Source organism: Bradyrhizobium sp. NAS96.2, assembly GCF_001908235.1.
GTDB lineage: Bacteria > Pseudomonadota > Alphaproteobacteria > Rhizobiales > Xanthobacteraceae > Bradyrhizobium.
Genome location: NZ_LGHK01000082.1, coordinates 1 through 16,755, shown reverse-complemented (window position 1 = coordinate 16,755; position 16,755 = coordinate 1). Strand labels below are relative to the sequence as shown.

Genomic DNA, 16,755 nt, shown 5'->3' with positions numbered 1-16,755 from the left:
GTGCGGCTAATGCCCGCCCAGCAGGCTGATCACAAATCGTCCGCCGACGATGAAGAGATACGCCCCGAACGCCACCTCCAGCGCCCGCTTCGACAGCGCGTGCGCGACCTTCACGCCGAGCGGCGCGGTGACGAGCGTCGTCGGCATCACCAGAATCGCGCCGATCAGCGAGACGTAGCCGAGCGCGAACGGCAATTGCAGCGCGGCGACGTCGGGAAAGCGCGCGGCGGCGGGCCAGCCGGCATAGACGTAACCCAGCGCGCCGGGGATCGAGATCAGCACTGCGAGCGCCGACGAGGTCGCGACCGCCTGATGGATCGGCCGGCCGTAGAACGTCATCAGCAGATTGGCGAACAGGCCGCCGCCGATGCCCATCAGCGTCGACAGCAAGCCGACGAAGAAGCCGTAGACGCGCATCAAAACTCCCTTCGGCACGTCGTCGCCGAACTTCCAGGTCTCGCGCGCCAAAAGCAGCCGCGCCGCGGCCGACCAGGCCACCATCACGAACACGATCTTGAACAGCCGCTCCGGCGCGAAGCGCGCGGTGACGCTGCCGGCGGCGACGCCGATCACGATCGGCAGCCACCAGCGCTTTAATATCTCCATGTCGACGGCGCCGCGCCGGTAATGGGCGCGGAACGAACTCAGCGAGGTCGGGATAATGATCGCCAGCGAGGTGCCGATGCAGAGCGGCATCCGCACCTCGAGCGGCACGCCGGCGAGGCGGAAGCATTCGTAGAACACCGGCACCAGGATCGCGCCGCCGCCGATCCCGAACAGGCCGGCGAGAAAGCCGGACAGCGCGCCGACCGCAACCAGCAGCAGCGCAAGCTCGAGCAATTCCTTGGGGTCCAGGCCGGCCATCATGTCCTTCGTGCAGTGTTTGGCGGGCGGTCGCAGCGCATGGCTTTGCACGCGCTGGCGCCGTCTTCGGTTGGTTCGCGGAGAGCAATAGCCCCTTTTGAGATTCGGGAGTATCTATGCTGTTGAGCAGGGTCTCTTGCGAAATGCGGAAGGATCGAGCTTGGACCAGCTTGCGGCGATGGCAGCGTTTGTCCGCGCGGTCGAAACCGGCAGCCTGTCGGCGGCGGCACGGTCGCTGCCGAGCTCGCTGACCTCGGTCAGCCGTCAGATCAGCGCGCTCGAAGAGCATTTCGGCACCCGCCTGCTGCTGCGCACCACGCGCCAACTCGCGCTGACCGACGACGGCAGGATTCTCTACGAGCGCGCGAAATCGATTCTTGGCGAGGTGAAGGAGATCGAGGCGGCGTTGGCGCGGGACCCGCATCAGCCGTCGGGCCGGATTCGGCTGAGTTCACCGAGTCTGGTCGGACGGCTGGTGATCGCACCGACGCTGGTCGAGTTTCTGCGCCGCTATCCGGCAATCTCCGTCGACCTGCTGTTGATCGACCGCACGGTCGATATGATCGAGGAGGATATCCATCTCGCTGTCCGCATCGGCCGCTTGCGCGACTCGCAGCTCGTCACGCGCAAGCTCACCGACCTGCAGATGATCGTATGCGCGGCGTCGGACTACCTGGCGCGACGCGGCGAACCACGCACGCCGGACGATCTTGCCGATCATGACTGCCTGGTGTTCTCCGATTCGCCCGGCAGCGCCGCGTGGCGTTTTGCCGACGGCTCGAGGACGGGTCGCAAATTCCGCATATCCGGTCGGCTCTGGATGAATAGCCTCGAGGCGCTGGTCAACGCCGCGCGAGAGGGCGCAGGCATCGTCCGCGTGCCGTCCTGGCAGGTGCAATCCGAGCTCGCGAGCGGCCGCCTGCGACGACTGCTGTTGGATCACGAGCCAGCCCCGACGCCACTGCATCTCATGCTTCAGCCGTCACGTCTCGCATCGCCTAAGATCAGGGCATTCGTCGACTATCTGGTGGAACAATGGGGCAAAATCGATGCCTTCCGGGCTCCGTCCGCGCGCCAATGAATACGCCGCCCGGCGCTGCGGATTTGGATTCATTTCTTGGTTCGCCGATGCTTGCATCTGGTATACCACACTGCGGATCAACCAGAATTCGGCAAAGCTAGTAATGAACTTCGGTTCGACCGAAGGCTATTTGGCCGTTGCGCGGGCTGATCCTAGTCCGTAAATAGAACTCCTCTACCGCGTTCCCCGATGGGCCGGGCGCGGTCCCTCACATCATAAAGCCCGCCGATGACCGCCAGGATCGAACGACCGCTTTCGCCCCATATTCAAACCTATCGCGTGACCCTGACGATGGCGTTGTCCGTCATCCATCGGGCGACCGGGATCGCGATGTATTTCGGCACGCTGCTGCTGGCCTGGTGGCTGATCGCGGCCGCCTCCGGCCCCACCGCCTACGCCAACGTCCAGGCCTTTACCGGCAGCATCATCGGCAAGCTGATCCTGTTCGGTTACACATGGGCGCTGCTGCATCACCTGGTCAGTGGCATGCGCTACTTCGTCTGGGACCTCGGCTACGGCTTCAAGCCCAATGAGCGCGAGGCCCTGACCTGGGGCGCGCTGATCGCCGGCATCTCGCTGACCGTGCTCGTCTGGATCATAGCCTACGCCGTTGGAGGTGGACGATGAGCGGCCATTCCTCGATGCGCACGCCGCTAGCGCGCGTCCGCAATCTCGGTTCCTCGCATACCGGCACCTCCGATTTCTGGCGTCAGCGCCTCACGGCGGTTGCCATGACGCTGCTCATCGTGCCCGTTCTAGTCGTCATTCTGATGCTGATCGGCCGCAATCACGCCGGCGCGGCGCAAATCCTCGGCTCGATCCCGATCGCCATCATCCTGCTGCTCTTCATCATCGCCAGCACCTGGCACATGAAGATCGGCATGCAGATCATCATCGAGGACTATGTCCATAACGAGAAGGCGAAGCTCGCCTGCGTGATGGCGAACAACTTCTTCTGCGTCGCGGTCGCCATGGCCTCGATCTACGCAATTCTCAAATTGTCATCGGGAGTTTGACCCATGGCCGGTGAAGGTAACGGCAAGGCCACCAACGGCAGTGGCCCGGCCACGAACGGCAAGGCCTATCCGATCCAGGACCACACCTACGACGTCGTCGTGGTCGGCGCTGGCGGCGCGGGCCTTCGCGCCGTGGTCGGCTGCTCGGAAGCGGGGCTGCGCACCGCCTGTATCACCAAGGTGTTCCCGACCCGCTCGCACACGGTTGCGGCGCAGGGCGGCATCTCGGCTTCGCTCGGCAACATGCATCAGGACGACTGGCGCTGGCACATGTACGACACCGTGAAGGGGTCGGACTGGCTCGGCGACCAGGACGCGATCGAATACATGGTGCGCAACGCGCCCGACGCGGTCTACGAGCTCGAACATTGGGGCGTGCCGTTCTCGCGCACCGAAGACGGCAAGATCTATCAGCGCCCGTTCGGCGGCATGACCATGGACTACGGCAAGGGCCAGGCGCAGCGCACCTGCGCCGCCGCCGACCGTACCGGTCACGCCATGCTGCACACGATGTATGGCCAGTCGCTGCGCCATTCGGCGGAGTTCTTCATCGAGTTCTTCGCCATCGACCTGATCATGGACGATCAGGGCGTTTGCCGCGGCGTGATCGCGCTCAAGCTCGATGACGGTACGCTGCATCGCTTCCGTGCCCAGACCACGATCCTGGCGACCGGCGGCTATGGCCGCGCCTACGCCTCCTGCACCTCGGCGCACACCTGCACCGGCGACGGCGGCGGCATGGTGCTGCGCGCCGGCCTGCCGCTGCAGGACATGGAGTTCGTCCAGTTCCATCCGACCGGCATCTACGGCTCGGGCTGTCTCGTCACCGAAGGCGCCCGCGGCGAAGGCGGCTATCTCGTCAATTCCGAGGGCGAGCGCTTCATGGAGCGTTACGCGCCGTCGGCCAAGGACCTCGCCTCGCGCGACGTCGTCTCGCGCGCGATGACGATCGAGATCCGCGAGGGCCGCGGCGTCGGCAAGAAGAAGGATCACATCTTCCTGCACCTCGATCACCTCGATCCGAAGGTGCTGCATGAGCGGCTGCCGGGCATCTCGGAATCGGCGAAGATCTTCGCCAATGTCGACGTCACCCGCGAGCCGATCCCGATCGTGCCGACCGTGCACTACAACATGGGCGGCATCGCCACGAACTATCACGCCGAGGTGCTGACCAAGCGCAACGGCGACGACAATTCGGTGGTGCCGGGCCTGATGGCGATTGGCGAAGCCGCCTGCGTCTCGGTGCATGGCGCCAACCGCCTCGGCTCCAACTCGCTGATCGACCTCGTGGTGTTCGGCCGCGCCGCCGCGCTGCGGCTGGCCGACAAGCTGACGGCGAACGCCAAGCAGCCGGAGCTGCCGAAGGATTCGGCCGATCTCGCGCTCGGCCGCCTCGATCACTTCCGCCACGCCTCCGGCGGCACACCGACCGCCAAGCTGCGCGACAGCATGCAGCATGTGATGCAGAACAATTGCGCGGTGTTCCGCACCGGCGACGTGCTGCAGGAAGGCCAGAACCTGATCCACAAGGTCTATGGCGGCGTCGGCGACATCTCGGTCTCGGACCGCTCGCTGGTGTGGAATTCCGACCTGGTCGAGACGCTGGAATTCGACAATCTGATCGTGCAGGCGGTCGTGACGATGGATTCGGCGGCGAACCGCACCGAGAGCCGCGGCGCGCATGCCCGCGAGGACTTCCCGGACCGCAACGACAAGGACTGGATGAAGCACACGCTGACCTGGATCGATCCGGCCGGCAAGACCGCGATCGAGTACCGTCCGGTGCACAGCTACACGATGACCAATGACGTGCAGTACATCCCGCCGAAGGCGCGGGTCTACTGAGAACGAAGGCGAGCAAGCATGGTTGAATTCGCACTTCCGAAGAATTCGAAGATTTCCGGCGGCAAGACCTGGCCGAAGCCGGCCGGCGCCACCGAGACCCGCGAGTTCCGGGTGTATCGCTGGAACCCGGACGACGGCAAGAATCCGAGCGTCGACACCTACTATGTCGACACCCACGATTGCGGTCCGATGGTGCTGGACGGTCTGATCTGGATCAAGAACCACGTCGACCCGACGCTGACCTTCCGCCGCTCCTGCCGCGAAGGCGTCTGCGGCTCCTGCGCGATGAACATCGACGGTCAGAACACGCTGGCCTGCACCAAGTCGATGCACGACGTCGGCGCCGGCGGCGCGGTGAAGGTCAATCCGCTGCCGCACCAGCCTGTCGTGAAGGACCTGGTCCCCGACCTCACCAATTTCTACGCCCAGTACGCTTCGATCGAGCCGTGGCTGAAGACCACGACGCCGACGCCGCAGAAGGAGTGGAGGCAGAGCCACGAGGACCGCGAGAAGCTCGACGGTCTCTACGAGTGCATCCTGTGCGCCTGCTGCTCGACCTCGTGCCCAAGCTACTGGTGGAACAGCGAGCGCTTCCTCGGCCCTGCCGCGCTGCTGCAGGCAACGCGCTGGGTCACCGACTCCCGCGATGAAGCGACCGGCGAGCGCCTCGACAATCTCGAGGATCCGTTCCGCCTCTATCGCTGCCACACCATCATGAACTGCGCCAAGGCGTGCCCGAAGGGACTCAATCCCTCCGAAGCGATCGCCGAGCTCAAGTTCAAGATGGTCGAACGCCAGATCTGATCCGACGCGACCGCGGCTGGCGCAGATGTCAACGGCCAGCCGCCGCTGATCGAATCAGGATATCCGAGCCGACCGCATCGACCCCCGGCTTGCGGAGGTCGAGCACGACGTCGACGATGCTGTGATCCTCCGGATCCATCGTGACGGTGAAGCCGAGATCGCGGCACATCCCGATCATCGTGGTATTCTCGGTCAGCACCTGGCCGGACAGGCGCTTCAGTCCCTCCGACTGCGCATAGTGGATCAGGAGCTGCATCAGCGCCCAGCCAAGGCCTTTGCCCTTGAGATCGGACTGCAGCAGGATCGCGTATTCGGCGGTCTCGTACAGCGAGTCCGAATGCAGCCGGACCGCGCCCATCATCTCGCCGGTGGTTGGATCGAGCGCCACAAACGCCATCGCGCGCGCATAGTCGAGCTGGGTGAGGCGCGCGATGAACGCGTGCGAGAACTCCTTCATCGCGTGGAAGAAGCGCAGCCTGAGATCTTCGGCGGAGACGCGCCGGAAGAACGCCTCGACCATCGGCTCGTCCTCCGGCCGCATCGGGCGCGCCGTGACGCGCGAGCCATCGCGTAACGCAAGCTCGCCCTCCCATTGCGAGGGATAGGGCCTGACCGCGAGCCGGGTCTGACCGGCGAACAGCCGCGCAGGTTTGCGGATCGCGACGCGCGCATCGAGCGCGAGCACGCCGCTCTCGTCCGCCAGCATCGGATTGATATCGAGCCCGGCGACCTCGGGAATGTCGGCGGCCATCTGCGCGAGCTTGACGAGGGTGAGCGGCACCAATTCGGCCGGCACGGCCGGCACATCGCCATAGCCGCCGAGCAGCCGCGAGACGCGGGTGCGTCCGACCAGCTCACGGGCGAGATTCATGTCGAGCGGCGGCAGCGCCAGCGCCTTGTCGTTGATCACCTCGACCGCCGGACCGCCGCGGCCGAACACGATCACCGGACCGAAGGTCGGATCGTCGGCGATGCCGAGGATCAGTTCGCGCGCCGCGCGCCGCACGATCATCGGCTGGATCGTCACGCCCTGCAGCGTGGCGTCAGGCCGCGCGCTTCGCGCCCGCGCCATGACGGTCCTGGCGGCCTCGATGACGCTGTCCTTGGTGCGGAGGTCGAGGATGACGCCGCCGACGTCGGAGGCGTGCCTGATGTCGCGCGAGAACACCCTGACCACGATCGCGCGGCCCTCGGCGAGGAACGGCGCCGCCTTCTCGGCGGCGTCCTCGGCACTGTCGGCGACGAGCGTCGTCACGATCGGAATGCGATAGGCCTCGAACAGCGCGACGATCTCCGCCGGATCGAGCCATGCCCGTCCCTCCGACAACGCTTTCACGACCACGTGCCGCGCCGCCGCCGTCTCCGGCGTGAACACCGATGCGACGCCGGGCGGAGTCGCGGCGAGCGCCGTGGAGGCCTCGCGATAGCGCACCAGATACATGAAGGCGCGGACCGCGTCATCCTCGGTCGGGAAGTGCGGAATCCGCGCCGCCTCGAAGATCGCGCCGGTGCGCTCGTCGGCGCCGACCCACGCCGCAAGCACCAGTGCGGCGACCGCACTCCGTTTTGACCGGCGGTCGCGCACGCATTGCGCCACCGCCTCGGCAATCCCCACGGCCGGCGCCACCGCCGTCTCGACGTTCGCGACCAGGACGGCGTCGCTGTTCGCATCATCGAGCAGCGCGTTGAGCGCCACCACGTAGCGGGCGGCATCGGCATCGCCGGCGATGTCGACCGGATTGGCGCATGACCATCCCGTCGGCAGCATCTTGTCGAGCCGTTCGATCGTCTCGGTCGCGAGCGTCGCGGGGACGCCGCCGAGCTCGGCCAGCCGGTCGGTCGCGAGGATACCGAGCCCGCCGCCATTGGTCAGGATCGCGAGCCGGTTGCCGCGCGGGACGAAGCCGCGGCCGAGCAGCTCGGCACAATCGAACAGCTGACGAAGGTCGTAGACGCGCAGCATGCCGGCGCGGCGGAACGCGGCATCATAGACCGCGTCGGAGCCGGCCAGCGCGCCGGTATGGGTCGCGGCGGCCTTCGCCCCCTGCGCCATCCGGCCGGACTTGACGATGATCACCGGCTTCATGCGCGCCGCGGCGCGCGCCGCCGACATGAACTTGCGCGCGTCCTTGACCGCCTCGAGGTAGATCAGGATCGCGTTGGTATGATCGTCGAGCGCGAAATAATCGAGCAGGTCGGCGACGTCGACGTCGAGCTGGTCGCCGATCGAGGCGATGCCGGAGAAGCCGAGCCGCCGCTCCGCCGCCCACTCGATCATCGCCGACGCGACCGCGCCGGACTGCGAGATCAGCGCGACATGGCCATCCGACGGCTGATGCGAGGAGAAGCTCGCATTGAGTTTCGCGCGCGGCACCATGACGCCGAGGCAGTTCGGCCCGATCAGGCGCATGCCGTGCCGCCGCGCCGTCTGCTCCACGATCTCCGCGAGCGAACCCGCACCATGACCGAGACCGGCCGACAGGATCGCCGCACCGGCAACGCCGGCGGCACCTGCTTCCGCCACGATCTCCGGAACCGCAGCCGCCGATGCGCTGATGACGACGAGGTCCGGCGTGAACGGCAGCGACTTCAGGTCGGGAACGGTCGGCGCGCCATCGACATCCGCATAGTTCCGGTTGACGACGCCGAACTCGCCGGCGAAGCCGCTCGCCTTGATGTTCCGGAGCACCGCCGCGCCGAGCGACGACGGGCGTGGGCTGCCGCCGACCACCGCGATGCTTCGCGGCGAAAATACCCGCTCCAGGCCGAACGTCGACATAGCGTGGTCCCGCAGGAAGCGCGTGGTGCGCTTCGAATGAACTCTACTTCCTCGTTCGACCCATTGTACCCGTTGCGACCTTTGGCTGGTATGACGGAACCCACTACTCCGTCTAATGCAGGCCTAACGCCTGCGCCAGGTTGAAGGTCAGGAAGCTCGCGACATAGGCCAGCGCGAGCATGTACAGGAACGTCACCACCATCCACTTCGCGCCGCCGGTCTCGCGGCGGATCACCGCCAGCGTCGAGGCGCATTGCGGAGCGAAGATGTACCAGACCAAGAGCGAGAGCGCTGTCGCCAGCGTCCATTTCTGCGCCAGCACCTGGCCGATCGCATCCGCCGCTTCCTTGCCGCCCTCGATCGAATAGACGGTGCCGAGCGCCGCGACCGCGACCTCGCGCGCCGCCATGCCCGGGATCAACGCCACCGCGATCTGCCAGTTGAAGCCGATCGGCCGCAGCAGCGGCTCGAGCGCATGGCCGATCATCGCCGCGAAGCTGTAGTTGATCGCCGGTCCCTCGGCGCCGGCGGGCGCGGTCGGGAACGAGGCCAGGAACCAGATCAGCACCATCATCGAGAGGATCGTGGTGCCGGCGCGATACAGGAACATCTTGGCGCGGGTGAACACACCGATCGCGATGCTGCGCAGACGCGGCATCTTGTAGTCGGGCAGTTCCAGCATGAACGGCGCCGGCGCATGGTCGCGCCACAGGAAGAACTTTGCGATCGCCGAGACCGTCAGCGCGCTGGTGATCCCGGCGGCATAGAGGCCGAACATCACGAGCCCCTGCAGATTGACGACCCCCCACACCGTGGTCGCCGGAACGAATGCCGAGATGATCAGCGTGTAGACCGGAATGCGCGCCGAGCAGGTCATCAGCGGCGCGATCAGGATCGTGGTAAGGCGGTCGCGCCGGTTGTCGATCACCCGCGTCGCCATGATGCCGGGAATGGCGCAGGCGAAGCTCGACAGCAACGGAATGAAGGCGCGGCCATGCAGCCCGGCGCCGCCCATGATGCGGTCCATCAGGAATGCGGCGCGCGCCATGTAGCCGAAATCTTCCAGCAGCAGGATGAACAGGAAGATGATGATGATCTGCGGCAGGAACACGATGACGCTGCCGACGCCCGAGATCAGGCCGTTCTGCAGGAAGCTCTGCAGCAGGCCCCAGCTTGCGGGCATCACGTCATGGATCAGTTGCCCGAGCGCGGCAAAACCGTCCGACAATAGCTCCATCGCCGGCTGCGCCCAGGTGAACACCGCCTGGAACATCACGAACAGGATCACGGCCAGGATCACGAGACCCCAGACCGGATGCAGCACGACCGAATCGATCCGGTTGGTCAGCGTGTCCGGCTTGGTCGGCAGCGTCACCACCGCTGCGATGATGCGATCCGCCTCGCGCTGCGCCGCCTTGAGGTCGGCAATCGTCGGCGTCGTCCACTCGCTGGCCGCCGCCTCATGCGACTTCGCCAGGAATTCGTCGGTCCGCTTGAGGAGTTCATCGACGCCGCCCTTGCGGACCGCGACCGAGGTCACGATCGGCAGGCCGAGCTCCTGCGACATCCGGTCGAGATTGATCGTCACGCCGCGGCGCTTTGCGATGTCGATCATGTTGAGCACGAGCATCATCGGCCGGCCGACCCGCTTCAGCTCGAGCACTAGCCGCAGGGTCAGCCGCAGATTGGTGGCGTCCGCGACGCAGAGCATGAGATCGGGCACCGCCTCGCCGTCGAAGCGGCCGAGCACGATGTCGCGGGTGATCTCCTCGTCCGGGCTGCGGCCGCGCAGCGAATAGGTGCCGGGCAAATCGAGCACGGTGACGCTGCGGCCCTCCGGCGTGACGAAGCCGCCGGATTTGCGCTCGACCGTGACGCCCGGATAATTGGCGACCTTCTGGCGGCTGCCGGTCAGGCTGTTGAACAGCGACGTCTTGCCGGTGTTCGGCGCGCCCACCAGCGCCAGACGCAGGGATGCAGTTGTCATTCGACGATCACGGCCATGGCTTCGCTCCGGCGCAGCGCGATCGTGATGTTGTCGACGCGCACCGCGATCGGATCCCGCCGGATCGTGCCTTCATGCAGGATTTCCACGCGCGCGCCCTCGACAAATCCCATCTCCACCAGGCGCTGCTCCAGCTCCTGCGGAGAGAGCGATGAGCCCGTCACGAGCGCATCGAGCCTGATGATCTTTCCGACAAAACCGCGATCCGCATGTCCGAGCCGGATGTCCTGAAGATTATCCTGGGAGGTGTCTGGATCGCCTGTCATGCGGCCTGTTTTTCAGCAGGTAGTCACAGGGTCAAGCATTTGCCCGTGAGAGGTTTTAGAACCCCTAAAAACAGCACCCGAGATCGTCATCCCGGCCGATTTTCCACTTGACTGCCGCGCTCCAGCTAACGAGGTCGTGATCCTCCGGGTCCCTCCGGGCGTCGCCTTCGCCGCGTGGCAGGCTGGCCGAAACTCGGCCAGCCACGCCGGCGGTATCGCCCTTCCACGCCGGGCCTGAATTTGAGCCGGCAGCCGACCGATCGCTCCGCAAGGACTTTCGTTACCACGAACTGCGGACGAGCTTCGATACGGCCATCCGGGACGGGGATTTGCTTCCTCCGGCACAATGGTTTGCGTTAAGGTCTGCAAGGAGCCGGAGCGCCCGTGCCGACCGCACAACGCAATTCGCTGAAACTTCTGCAATGGATGATGGCCGCCTCGCTGGCCCTTCCGCTGGCGCTGTTCCTGTTCGCCTCGGCGATGTCCCGGATCTCGACCAGCGAGGCCGCCGACCAGGAGATCCAGCGGACCCTCGACGTCACCCATGAACACGCGCTCAAGGTGTTCGAGACCATCGACCGCAGCCTGGCCGAAGTCACCGAGGTCGTCCGCGGCATGAGCGATGCCGAGATCGTCGCGCGCGAGAAGAGCCTGCACGAGCGGCTGCGCCAGGTCGCCGAGACGCTTCCCCAGGTAAAATCGATCTGGATATTCGACGCCAGCGGCCATGCCCTGGTCAACAGCCTGGTGGAGCCGGCTCCGGACATCGATTTCTCGGATCGGGACTACTTCCGGATCCATGCCGAGCGCGACATCGGCACCTATATCGGCGAGGTGCTGACCCCACGGCCGCCCTATCAGGGCGCGCGGTTCTTCAGCGTCGGCCGGCGCCGCAGCAACGCGGACGGCAGCTTTGGCGGCGTGATCCAGGCTTCGGTGCTTCCGGAGTATTTCGAGAACTTCTATGCGCGGATCGGCCGTGAGCCCGGCAGCTTCCTGGCGCTGATCCGGACCGACGGCGCGGTGCTGGCGCACTACCCGGTTGTCGACCACGAGGCCCGGTTCGAGCCGAGCGGGCCGCTCGGACAACAGATGGCCGCCAATCCGCAGGCCGGCACCATGACGATCCGCTCCCCCGTCGACGGCATCGAACGGCGCATGCGCTATGAGCGGCTGTCCGAATACCCGATCTATGTCAGCGCCGGCCTCGAAACCTTGGCGATCCGGGCGCGCTGGATCACGACCATGGCCCAGCACCTGATCTTCGGCATCCCGGCCACCGCGCTGCTGTTTGGCTTGCTGGTGCTCGCCTATCAGCGAACCGAGCGCCTGGAGGAGGAGGCCAGCAAGCGCATCGAAGCCGAGGAGGCATTGCGGCATGGCCAGCGGCTCGAGGCACTCGGGCAACTGACCGGCGGCGTCGCGCACGACTTCAACAATCTGCTCACCGTGATCCGCGCATCGGTCGACATGTTGCGGCGGCCGGACCTGCCGGAGCCGCGGCGGCAGCGTTACATCGATGCGATCTCCAACACGGTGAACCGTGCCGCCAAGCTGACCAACCAGCTGCTCGCGTTCGCACGCCGGCAAACCCTCAAGCCCGAGGTGTTCGACGCCTGCCAGAACGTCCGCACCCTGAGCGAGATGATCGCGACCCTGATCGGCTCGCGCATCGAGATCACGGCGCAGGTGCCGGACCAGACCTGCCTCGTCAACGCCGATGCCGGCCAATTCGAGACCGCCCTCATCAATATGGCAGTGAATGCGCGCGATGCGATGGACGGCGTCGGCCGGCTCACGATCGCGGTCCGCGCCGTCGACAAGCTGCCGTCCGAGTCCAGCACGCCGCCGAGCCCGCACGGTCATGTCGCGGTGTCGGTGGCCGATACCGGCGTTGGAATCCCGCAGGAGCTGTTCGGCCGCATCTTCGAGCCATTCTACACCACAAAGGAGGTCGGTCACGGCACCGGCCTCGGCCTGTCGCAGGTGTTCGGCTTCGCCAAGCAATCCGGCGGCGAGGTCACCGTCACCAGCGAAGTCGGCAAGGGCTCGACCTTCACGCTGTATCTCCCGCGCGTCGTTGGCAGACACAACGCGCAATCACAGCTCACGGAGGATGCGCCTCCGGTCGATCCGACCAGCGCGTCGGTCCTCATCGTCGAGGACAATGCCGAGGTCGGAAAGTTCGCTGCCGACACGCTGACCCAGCTCGGATGCACCTGCGTGCTGGTGGAGAACGCCACCCACGCGCTGGAGGAGCTGGCCGTCGACCCCGGCAGGTTCGATCTTGTGTTCACCGATGTCGTGATGCCCGGCATGAGCGGCATCGAGCTTGCGGAGGAGATCCGCCGGCAGCGGCTCGATCTGCCGATCGTGCTCGCCTCCGGCTACAGCCAGGTGCTGTCGCAACAGGGCAGCGGCGGCTTCGAGCTGCTGCAAAAACCCTATTCGGCCGAGCAGCTGGCGCGCGTGCTGCACAAGGCCGCGCGCTCGCGCCGTCTGCGGCGGGATCAGGCGCCCGCGGAGTGAGGTGATTGCGCTGGCACAGCTCAGCACGCTGTCGTCCTGGCGAAAGCCAGGACCCATTACCCCAGCCGATCGTTGTTGCGCGATGCTGGGGCCACAATCCCGTTCATCACCGAATGTGGTGGTCATGGGTCCTGGCCTTCGCCAGGACGACGATGGGGATGGCTCTCGATTCAAGATGTCAAAGACGCGGCGTCATCACCCGCGAAGGCGAAGGCGGTGATCCAGTATGCCGGAGGCAGCAGTGCTTGGACCGAAGGGCCGCGGCGTGCTGGACCGCCCGGTCAAGCCGGGCGATGAAGGGAGAGGATGGGACCCAGCTCCGCATTCTCGTCGCGAGGGATTGACAGGATTTTGTTGAGTTGCCCGTCGGGTCATTCTGTCGCGCCGCCTCGGAACCAGAACGGAACCGTCTGATTTGCCTCGCGTTGTCGTGACATGGGCAAAGCCGCGGCAGAATCCAGATCTTCGCGCAAGCCATCTTCGGCGAACGCCGCCGCGCCTCAAAATGGACGCGCGACGCGCGCCCGCACCGAGGACGACGGCGACGCGCCCAGCAAAGCGGACGACAAGTCCGAACTCGTCGAAGTCGTCGCCGAAGGCGATGACCATGTCGAACCGCCGCCGCCGGAAACCCTCGAACCCGATCCTGAACTGTCGCCCGAAGAGGCCGAACGGGCGCGCAAGGATTATTTGCTGACGCGGTTCTGGATCGCCGCGCGTGGCTACTGGGGCCGCAATGGCGACCGGCTGGCGTGGCTGTTCACGATCGGCCTGCTGCTGCTGATCGTCGCCAACGTCGCCGTTCAATACGGCATCAACGTCTGGAATCGCGCGATCTTCGATGCGATCGAGAAGCGCGATTCGGCGACCGTCTTCCACCTCACCGCCATCTTCTTTCCGCTCGCAATCGGCAGTGCCCTGCTGGGCGTCGCGCAGGTATTCGGCCGCATGGGGATTCAACGGCGCTGGCGCGCCTGGCTGACCAACGCCGTCGTATCGCGCTGGCTGACCAACGGCCGCTACTACCAGCTCAATTTGGTCGACGGCGATCACAAGAATCCGGAGTACCGCATCGCGGAGGACCTGCGGATCGCGACCGACTCGCCGGTCGACTTCATCGCCGGGGTGACTTCGGCGCTGCTGTCCGCCATCACATTCATCGTCGTGCTCTGGACGATCGGCGGTGCCCTGACGCTGACGCTCGGCGGCTCGTCTATCAGCATTCCCGGCTTCCTGGTCATTGCCGCGATCATCTATGCGGCGATCGCGTCGGGCTCGATCACGGCGATCGGCCGCAGCTTCGTGCAGATCTCCGAGGACAAGAACCAGGCGGAAGCGGAATTCCGCTACATCCTGACCCGCGTCCGCGAAAACGGCGAAAGCATCGCGCTGCTTGGCGGCGAAACCGAGGAGCGCGACGGCATCGACAAGACGTTCTCGAACGTGCTGCGGCAATGGGCGCGGCTCGCCGGGCAGCACATGCGCACGACGCTGGTCTCGCATGGATCGAACCTGATCGCGCCGGTGGTCCCGCTGTTGCTTTGCGCCCCGAAATTTCTCGATGGCAGCATGACGCTCGGCCAGGTGATGCAGGCAGCATCCGCCTTCACCATCGTGCAGACGGCGTTCGGCTGGCTGGTCGACAATTATCCGCGGCTCGCCGACTGGAACGCATGCGCACGCCGCATCGCATCGCTGATGATGTCGCTCGACGGACTCGAACGTGCCGAGACCGGCGACGGCTTCGGACGCATCGAACGCGCCGAGACTGAGGGCGAGGCGATGCTGAGCCTCAACGACCTCTCGGTCACACTCGATGACGGCACCGCCGTGGTCGCCGAGACCGAGGTCGTCGTCGAGCCTGGAGAACGGCTATTGGTCGCCGGCGAATCCGGCACCGGCAAGAGCACGCTGGTCCGCGCCATCGCCGGCCTGTGGCCGTGGGGCGGCGGCAGTGTCGGCCTGCATGCGGACCGCCGCCTGTTCATGCTGCCGCAAAAGCCCTATGTGCCCTCGGGCACGCTGCGGCGCGCAGTGGCCTATCCCGGCGCGGCGGAGGATTGGAGCGTCGAGGAGATCGGCGATGCCCTGCACAAGGTCGGCCTCGACCATCTCAAGGACAAGATCGAGGAGGATGCGCCGTGGGACCAGACCCTGTCCGGCGGCGAGAAGCAGCGGCTCGCCTTTGCCCGCCTGCTGCTGCACAGCCCCGACATCGTCGTGCTCGACGAGGCGACCTCGGCGCTCGACGAGAAAAGCCAGGACAAGATGATGGAGACCGTGACGACGGAATTGCCGAAGGCGACCATCGTCAGCGTCGCCCATCGCGTCGAGCTCGAAGCGTTCCATAGCCGCAAGATCGTGCTGGAGCGCCGCAAAGGCGGCGCCAAGCTGGTCAGCGACGTCGACCTGATCCCGCGCAAGGGCAAGCGAAAGCTGCTCGGCCGCTTCCTGGGCCAGCGGCAGGCATCGGGCAAGGCGGCGTAACGGGCGTTGGCGCTCCGGTCAAAACCGGCTATGCATGCGCCGCTTTTGACGAGGGCAATGCGTGATCCCCAGCAACGACATTTCGCCGGCGCCGTTCGGCGCCCTGGCGCCCAATGCGGCGCAGGCCGCCATCATCCGGCTTGCGCATGGCACCGGATTGAAGCGTGGCGCGTTCCGACCGTGGCTGTCGCGGCTGGTCAATCTGTTCGGTTCGGGGCCGCTTGATGTGACCTATCAGGGCGCGTCGTTCCGCTTCTATCACCAGCACAGCGCAACCGAGCGCGGCGCGTTGTTCAATCCCGACTACAACCTCGAAGAGCTCGCGTTCCTGCGCCGCCATGTCGGCACTGGCGGCACCTTCGTCGATCTCGGCGCCAATGTCGGCACCTATGCGCTGGCGCTGGCGCGCGATGTCGGCCCCGATGGCAAGGTGATCGCGATCGAGCCGCATCCGATGACGCATGCGCGGCTCAAATTCAACACACAGGCCTCCGGCTTTCCGCAGGTGCGCCTGGTTGCGGCGGCCGCAGGCCCCACCGACGGCGAGCTGATGATCGAGACCGACGGCGACAATCTCGGAGCCAGCCACATCGTCACCGGCACGCCCACGGGCAAGGCATTCAAGGTGCCGTCGCTGCGGCTGCAACGGATCCTCGAGGAAGCCGGCGCTGACAAGGTCGATGCGCTGAAGATCGACGTCGAAGGTTTCGAGGACCGCGTGCTGATCGGCTTCTTCCGCGACGCGCCGGAGCAACTCTGGCCGCGCGCGGTCGTGATCGAACATCTGTCAAAGGACGAATGGACCGACGACTGCATTGCGGACATGCACACGCGTGGTTACGTCGATCAGGGCCGGACGCGAAGCAACACGCTGCTGGTGCGGAGTTGAGCTGCGCGTGCGGCCGAGCTCGGTCGCGCCGGAAGACTGATCGTAGCCCGGATGAAGCGCAGCGCAATCCGGGACCAGACCATCCGCGGTTAGAGCAGCCCCGGATTGCGCTTCGCTTCATCCGGGCTACACCTTCACCTCCCCTTTAAGAGAAGGTGAAACGAGAACGCAGATACCAATACGGCACAAC

General features: G+C 65.8%; 12 protein-coding genes. 8 read left to right on the top strand and 4 right to left on the bottom strand.

The window, feature by feature from the left end; all coding sequences use genetic code 11:
- Positions 1-6: 6 nt before the first annotated feature.
- Complete coding sequence (locus AC628_RS19180) at positions 7-867, bottom strand: sulfite exporter TauE/SafE family protein (protein WP_074128361.1); 861 nt, start codon at positions 865-867, stop codon at positions 7-9.
- Positions 868-1,024: 157 nt separating this feature from the next.
- Here AC628_RS19180 and AC628_RS19175 point away from each other — a divergent pair, with 157 nt between their 5' ends.
- From AC628_RS19175 to AC628_RS19155, 5 genes are all read left to right on the top strand, one after another.
- Positions 1,025-1,945, top strand: coding sequence for a LysR family transcriptional regulator (locus AC628_RS19175; RefSeq protein ID WP_074128320.1), 921 nt, complete (start codon positions 1,025-1,027; stop codon positions 1,943-1,945).
- A gap of 228 nt (positions 1,946-2,173) precedes the next feature.
- Positions 2,174-2,572: a succinate dehydrogenase, cytochrome b556 subunit gene (sdhC, locus tag AC628_RS19170; protein ID WP_074128319.1), complete on the top strand. Its 399-nt coding sequence runs from the start codon at positions 2,174-2,176 to the stop codon at positions 2,570-2,572.
- A gap of 14 nt (positions 2,573-2,586) precedes the next feature.
- Entirely contained in the window at positions 2,587-2,961 is a 375-nt protein-coding gene (sdhD, locus tag AC628_RS19165) for a succinate dehydrogenase, hydrophobic membrane anchor protein (protein ID WP_083633013.1), read from the top strand.
- A gap of 3 nt (positions 2,962-2,964) precedes the next feature.
- The gene (sdhA, locus tag AC628_RS19160; RefSeq protein ID WP_074128317.1) at positions 2,965-4,806 is read left to right on the top strand and encodes a succinate dehydrogenase flavoprotein subunit; all 1,842 of its coding nucleotides are present in this window, start codon (positions 2,965-2,967) and stop codon (positions 4,804-4,806) included.
- An 18-nt stretch (positions 4,807-4,824) separates the two neighbouring features.
- Positions 4,825-5,610 (top strand): succinate dehydrogenase iron-sulfur subunit, encoded by a 786-nt coding sequence (locus AC628_RS19155; RefSeq protein WP_050424944.1) that lies wholly within the window; start codon positions 4,825-4,827, stop codon positions 5,608-5,610.
- A gap of 28 nt (positions 5,611-5,638) precedes the next feature.
- On the opposite strand, the gene AC628_RS19150 is transcribed toward AC628_RS19155, so the two are convergent.
- From AC628_RS19150 to AC628_RS19140, 3 genes are all read right to left on the bottom strand, one after another.
- Complete coding sequence (locus AC628_RS19150) at positions 5,639-8,389, bottom strand: bifunctional acetate--CoA ligase family protein/GNAT family N-acetyltransferase (protein WP_074128316.1); 2,751 nt, start codon at positions 8,387-8,389, stop codon at positions 5,639-5,641.
- A gap of 112 nt (positions 8,390-8,501) precedes the next feature.
- Positions 8,502-10,376, bottom strand: coding sequence for a ferrous iron transporter B (gene feoB / locus AC628_RS19145; RefSeq protein ID WP_074128315.1), 1,875 nt, complete (start codon positions 10,374-10,376; stop codon positions 8,502-8,504).
- Positions 10,373-10,660 (bottom strand): FeoA family protein, encoded by a 288-nt coding sequence (locus AC628_RS19140; protein ID WP_050424942.1) that lies wholly within the window; start codon positions 10,658-10,660, stop codon positions 10,373-10,375. The genes feoB and AC628_RS19140 overlap by 4 nt, the downstream gene beginning before the upstream one ends.
- Before the next feature lie 384 nt (positions 10,661-11,044).
- Between AC628_RS19140 and AC628_RS19135 the strand changes: the two genes are divergently transcribed.
- From AC628_RS19135 to AC628_RS19125, 3 genes are all read left to right on the top strand, one after another.
- The gene (locus tag AC628_RS19135; RefSeq protein ID WP_143201685.1) at positions 11,045-13,189 is read left to right on the top strand and encodes a hybrid sensor histidine kinase/response regulator family protein; all 2,145 of its coding nucleotides are present in this window, start codon (positions 11,045-11,047) and stop codon (positions 13,187-13,189) included.
- A gap of 435 nt (positions 13,190-13,624) precedes the next feature.
- The gene (locus tag AC628_RS19130) at positions 13,625-15,676 is read left to right on the top strand and encodes an ABC transporter ATP-binding protein/permease (protein WP_074128314.1); all 2,052 of its coding nucleotides are present in this window, start codon (positions 13,625-13,627) and stop codon (positions 15,674-15,676) included.
- A 61-nt stretch (positions 15,677-15,737) separates the two neighbouring features.
- Complete coding sequence (locus AC628_RS19125; RefSeq protein WP_074128313.1) at positions 15,738-16,565, top strand: FkbM family methyltransferase; 828 nt, start codon at positions 15,738-15,740, stop codon at positions 16,563-16,565.
- Positions 16,566-16,755: the final 190 nt, after the last annotated feature.

What these genes read in the sequence shown, in the direction of transcription:
- AC628_RS19180 (WP_074128361.1), bottom strand. Translation starts at nt 867, where the DNA reads ATGATGGCCGGCCTGGACCCCAAGGAATTGCTCGAGCTTGCGCTGCTG.
- sdhC (WP_074128319.1), top strand. Translation starts at nt 2,174, where the DNA reads ATGACCGCCAGGATCGAACGACCGCTTTCGCCCCATATTCAAACCTAT.
- sdhD (WP_083633013.1), top strand. Translation starts at nt 2,587, where the DNA reads ATGCGCACGCCGCTAGCGCGCGTCCGCAATCTCGGTTCCTCGCATACC.
- sdhA (WP_074128317.1), top strand. Translation starts at nt 2,965, where the DNA reads ATGGCCGGTGAAGGTAACGGCAAGGCCACCAACGGCAGTGGCCCGGCC.
- AC628_RS19155 (WP_050424944.1), top strand. Translation starts at nt 4,825, where the DNA reads ATGGTTGAATTCGCACTTCCGAAGAATTCGAAGATTTCCGGCGGCAAG.
- AC628_RS19150 (WP_074128316.1), bottom strand. Translation starts at nt 8,389, where the DNA reads ATGTCGACGTTCGGCCTGGAGCGGGTATTTTCGCCGCGAAGCATCGCG.
- feoB (WP_074128315.1), bottom strand. Translation starts at nt 10,376, where the DNA reads ATGACAACTGCATCCCTGCGTCTGGCGCTGGTGGGCGCGCCGAACACC.
- AC628_RS19140 (WP_050424942.1), bottom strand. Translation starts at nt 10,660, where the DNA reads ATGACAGGCGATCCAGACACCTCCCAGGATAATCTTCAGGACATCCGG.
- AC628_RS19130 (WP_074128314.1), top strand. Translation starts at nt 13,625, where the DNA reads ATGGGCAAAGCCGCGGCAGAATCCAGATCTTCGCGCAAGCCATCTTCG.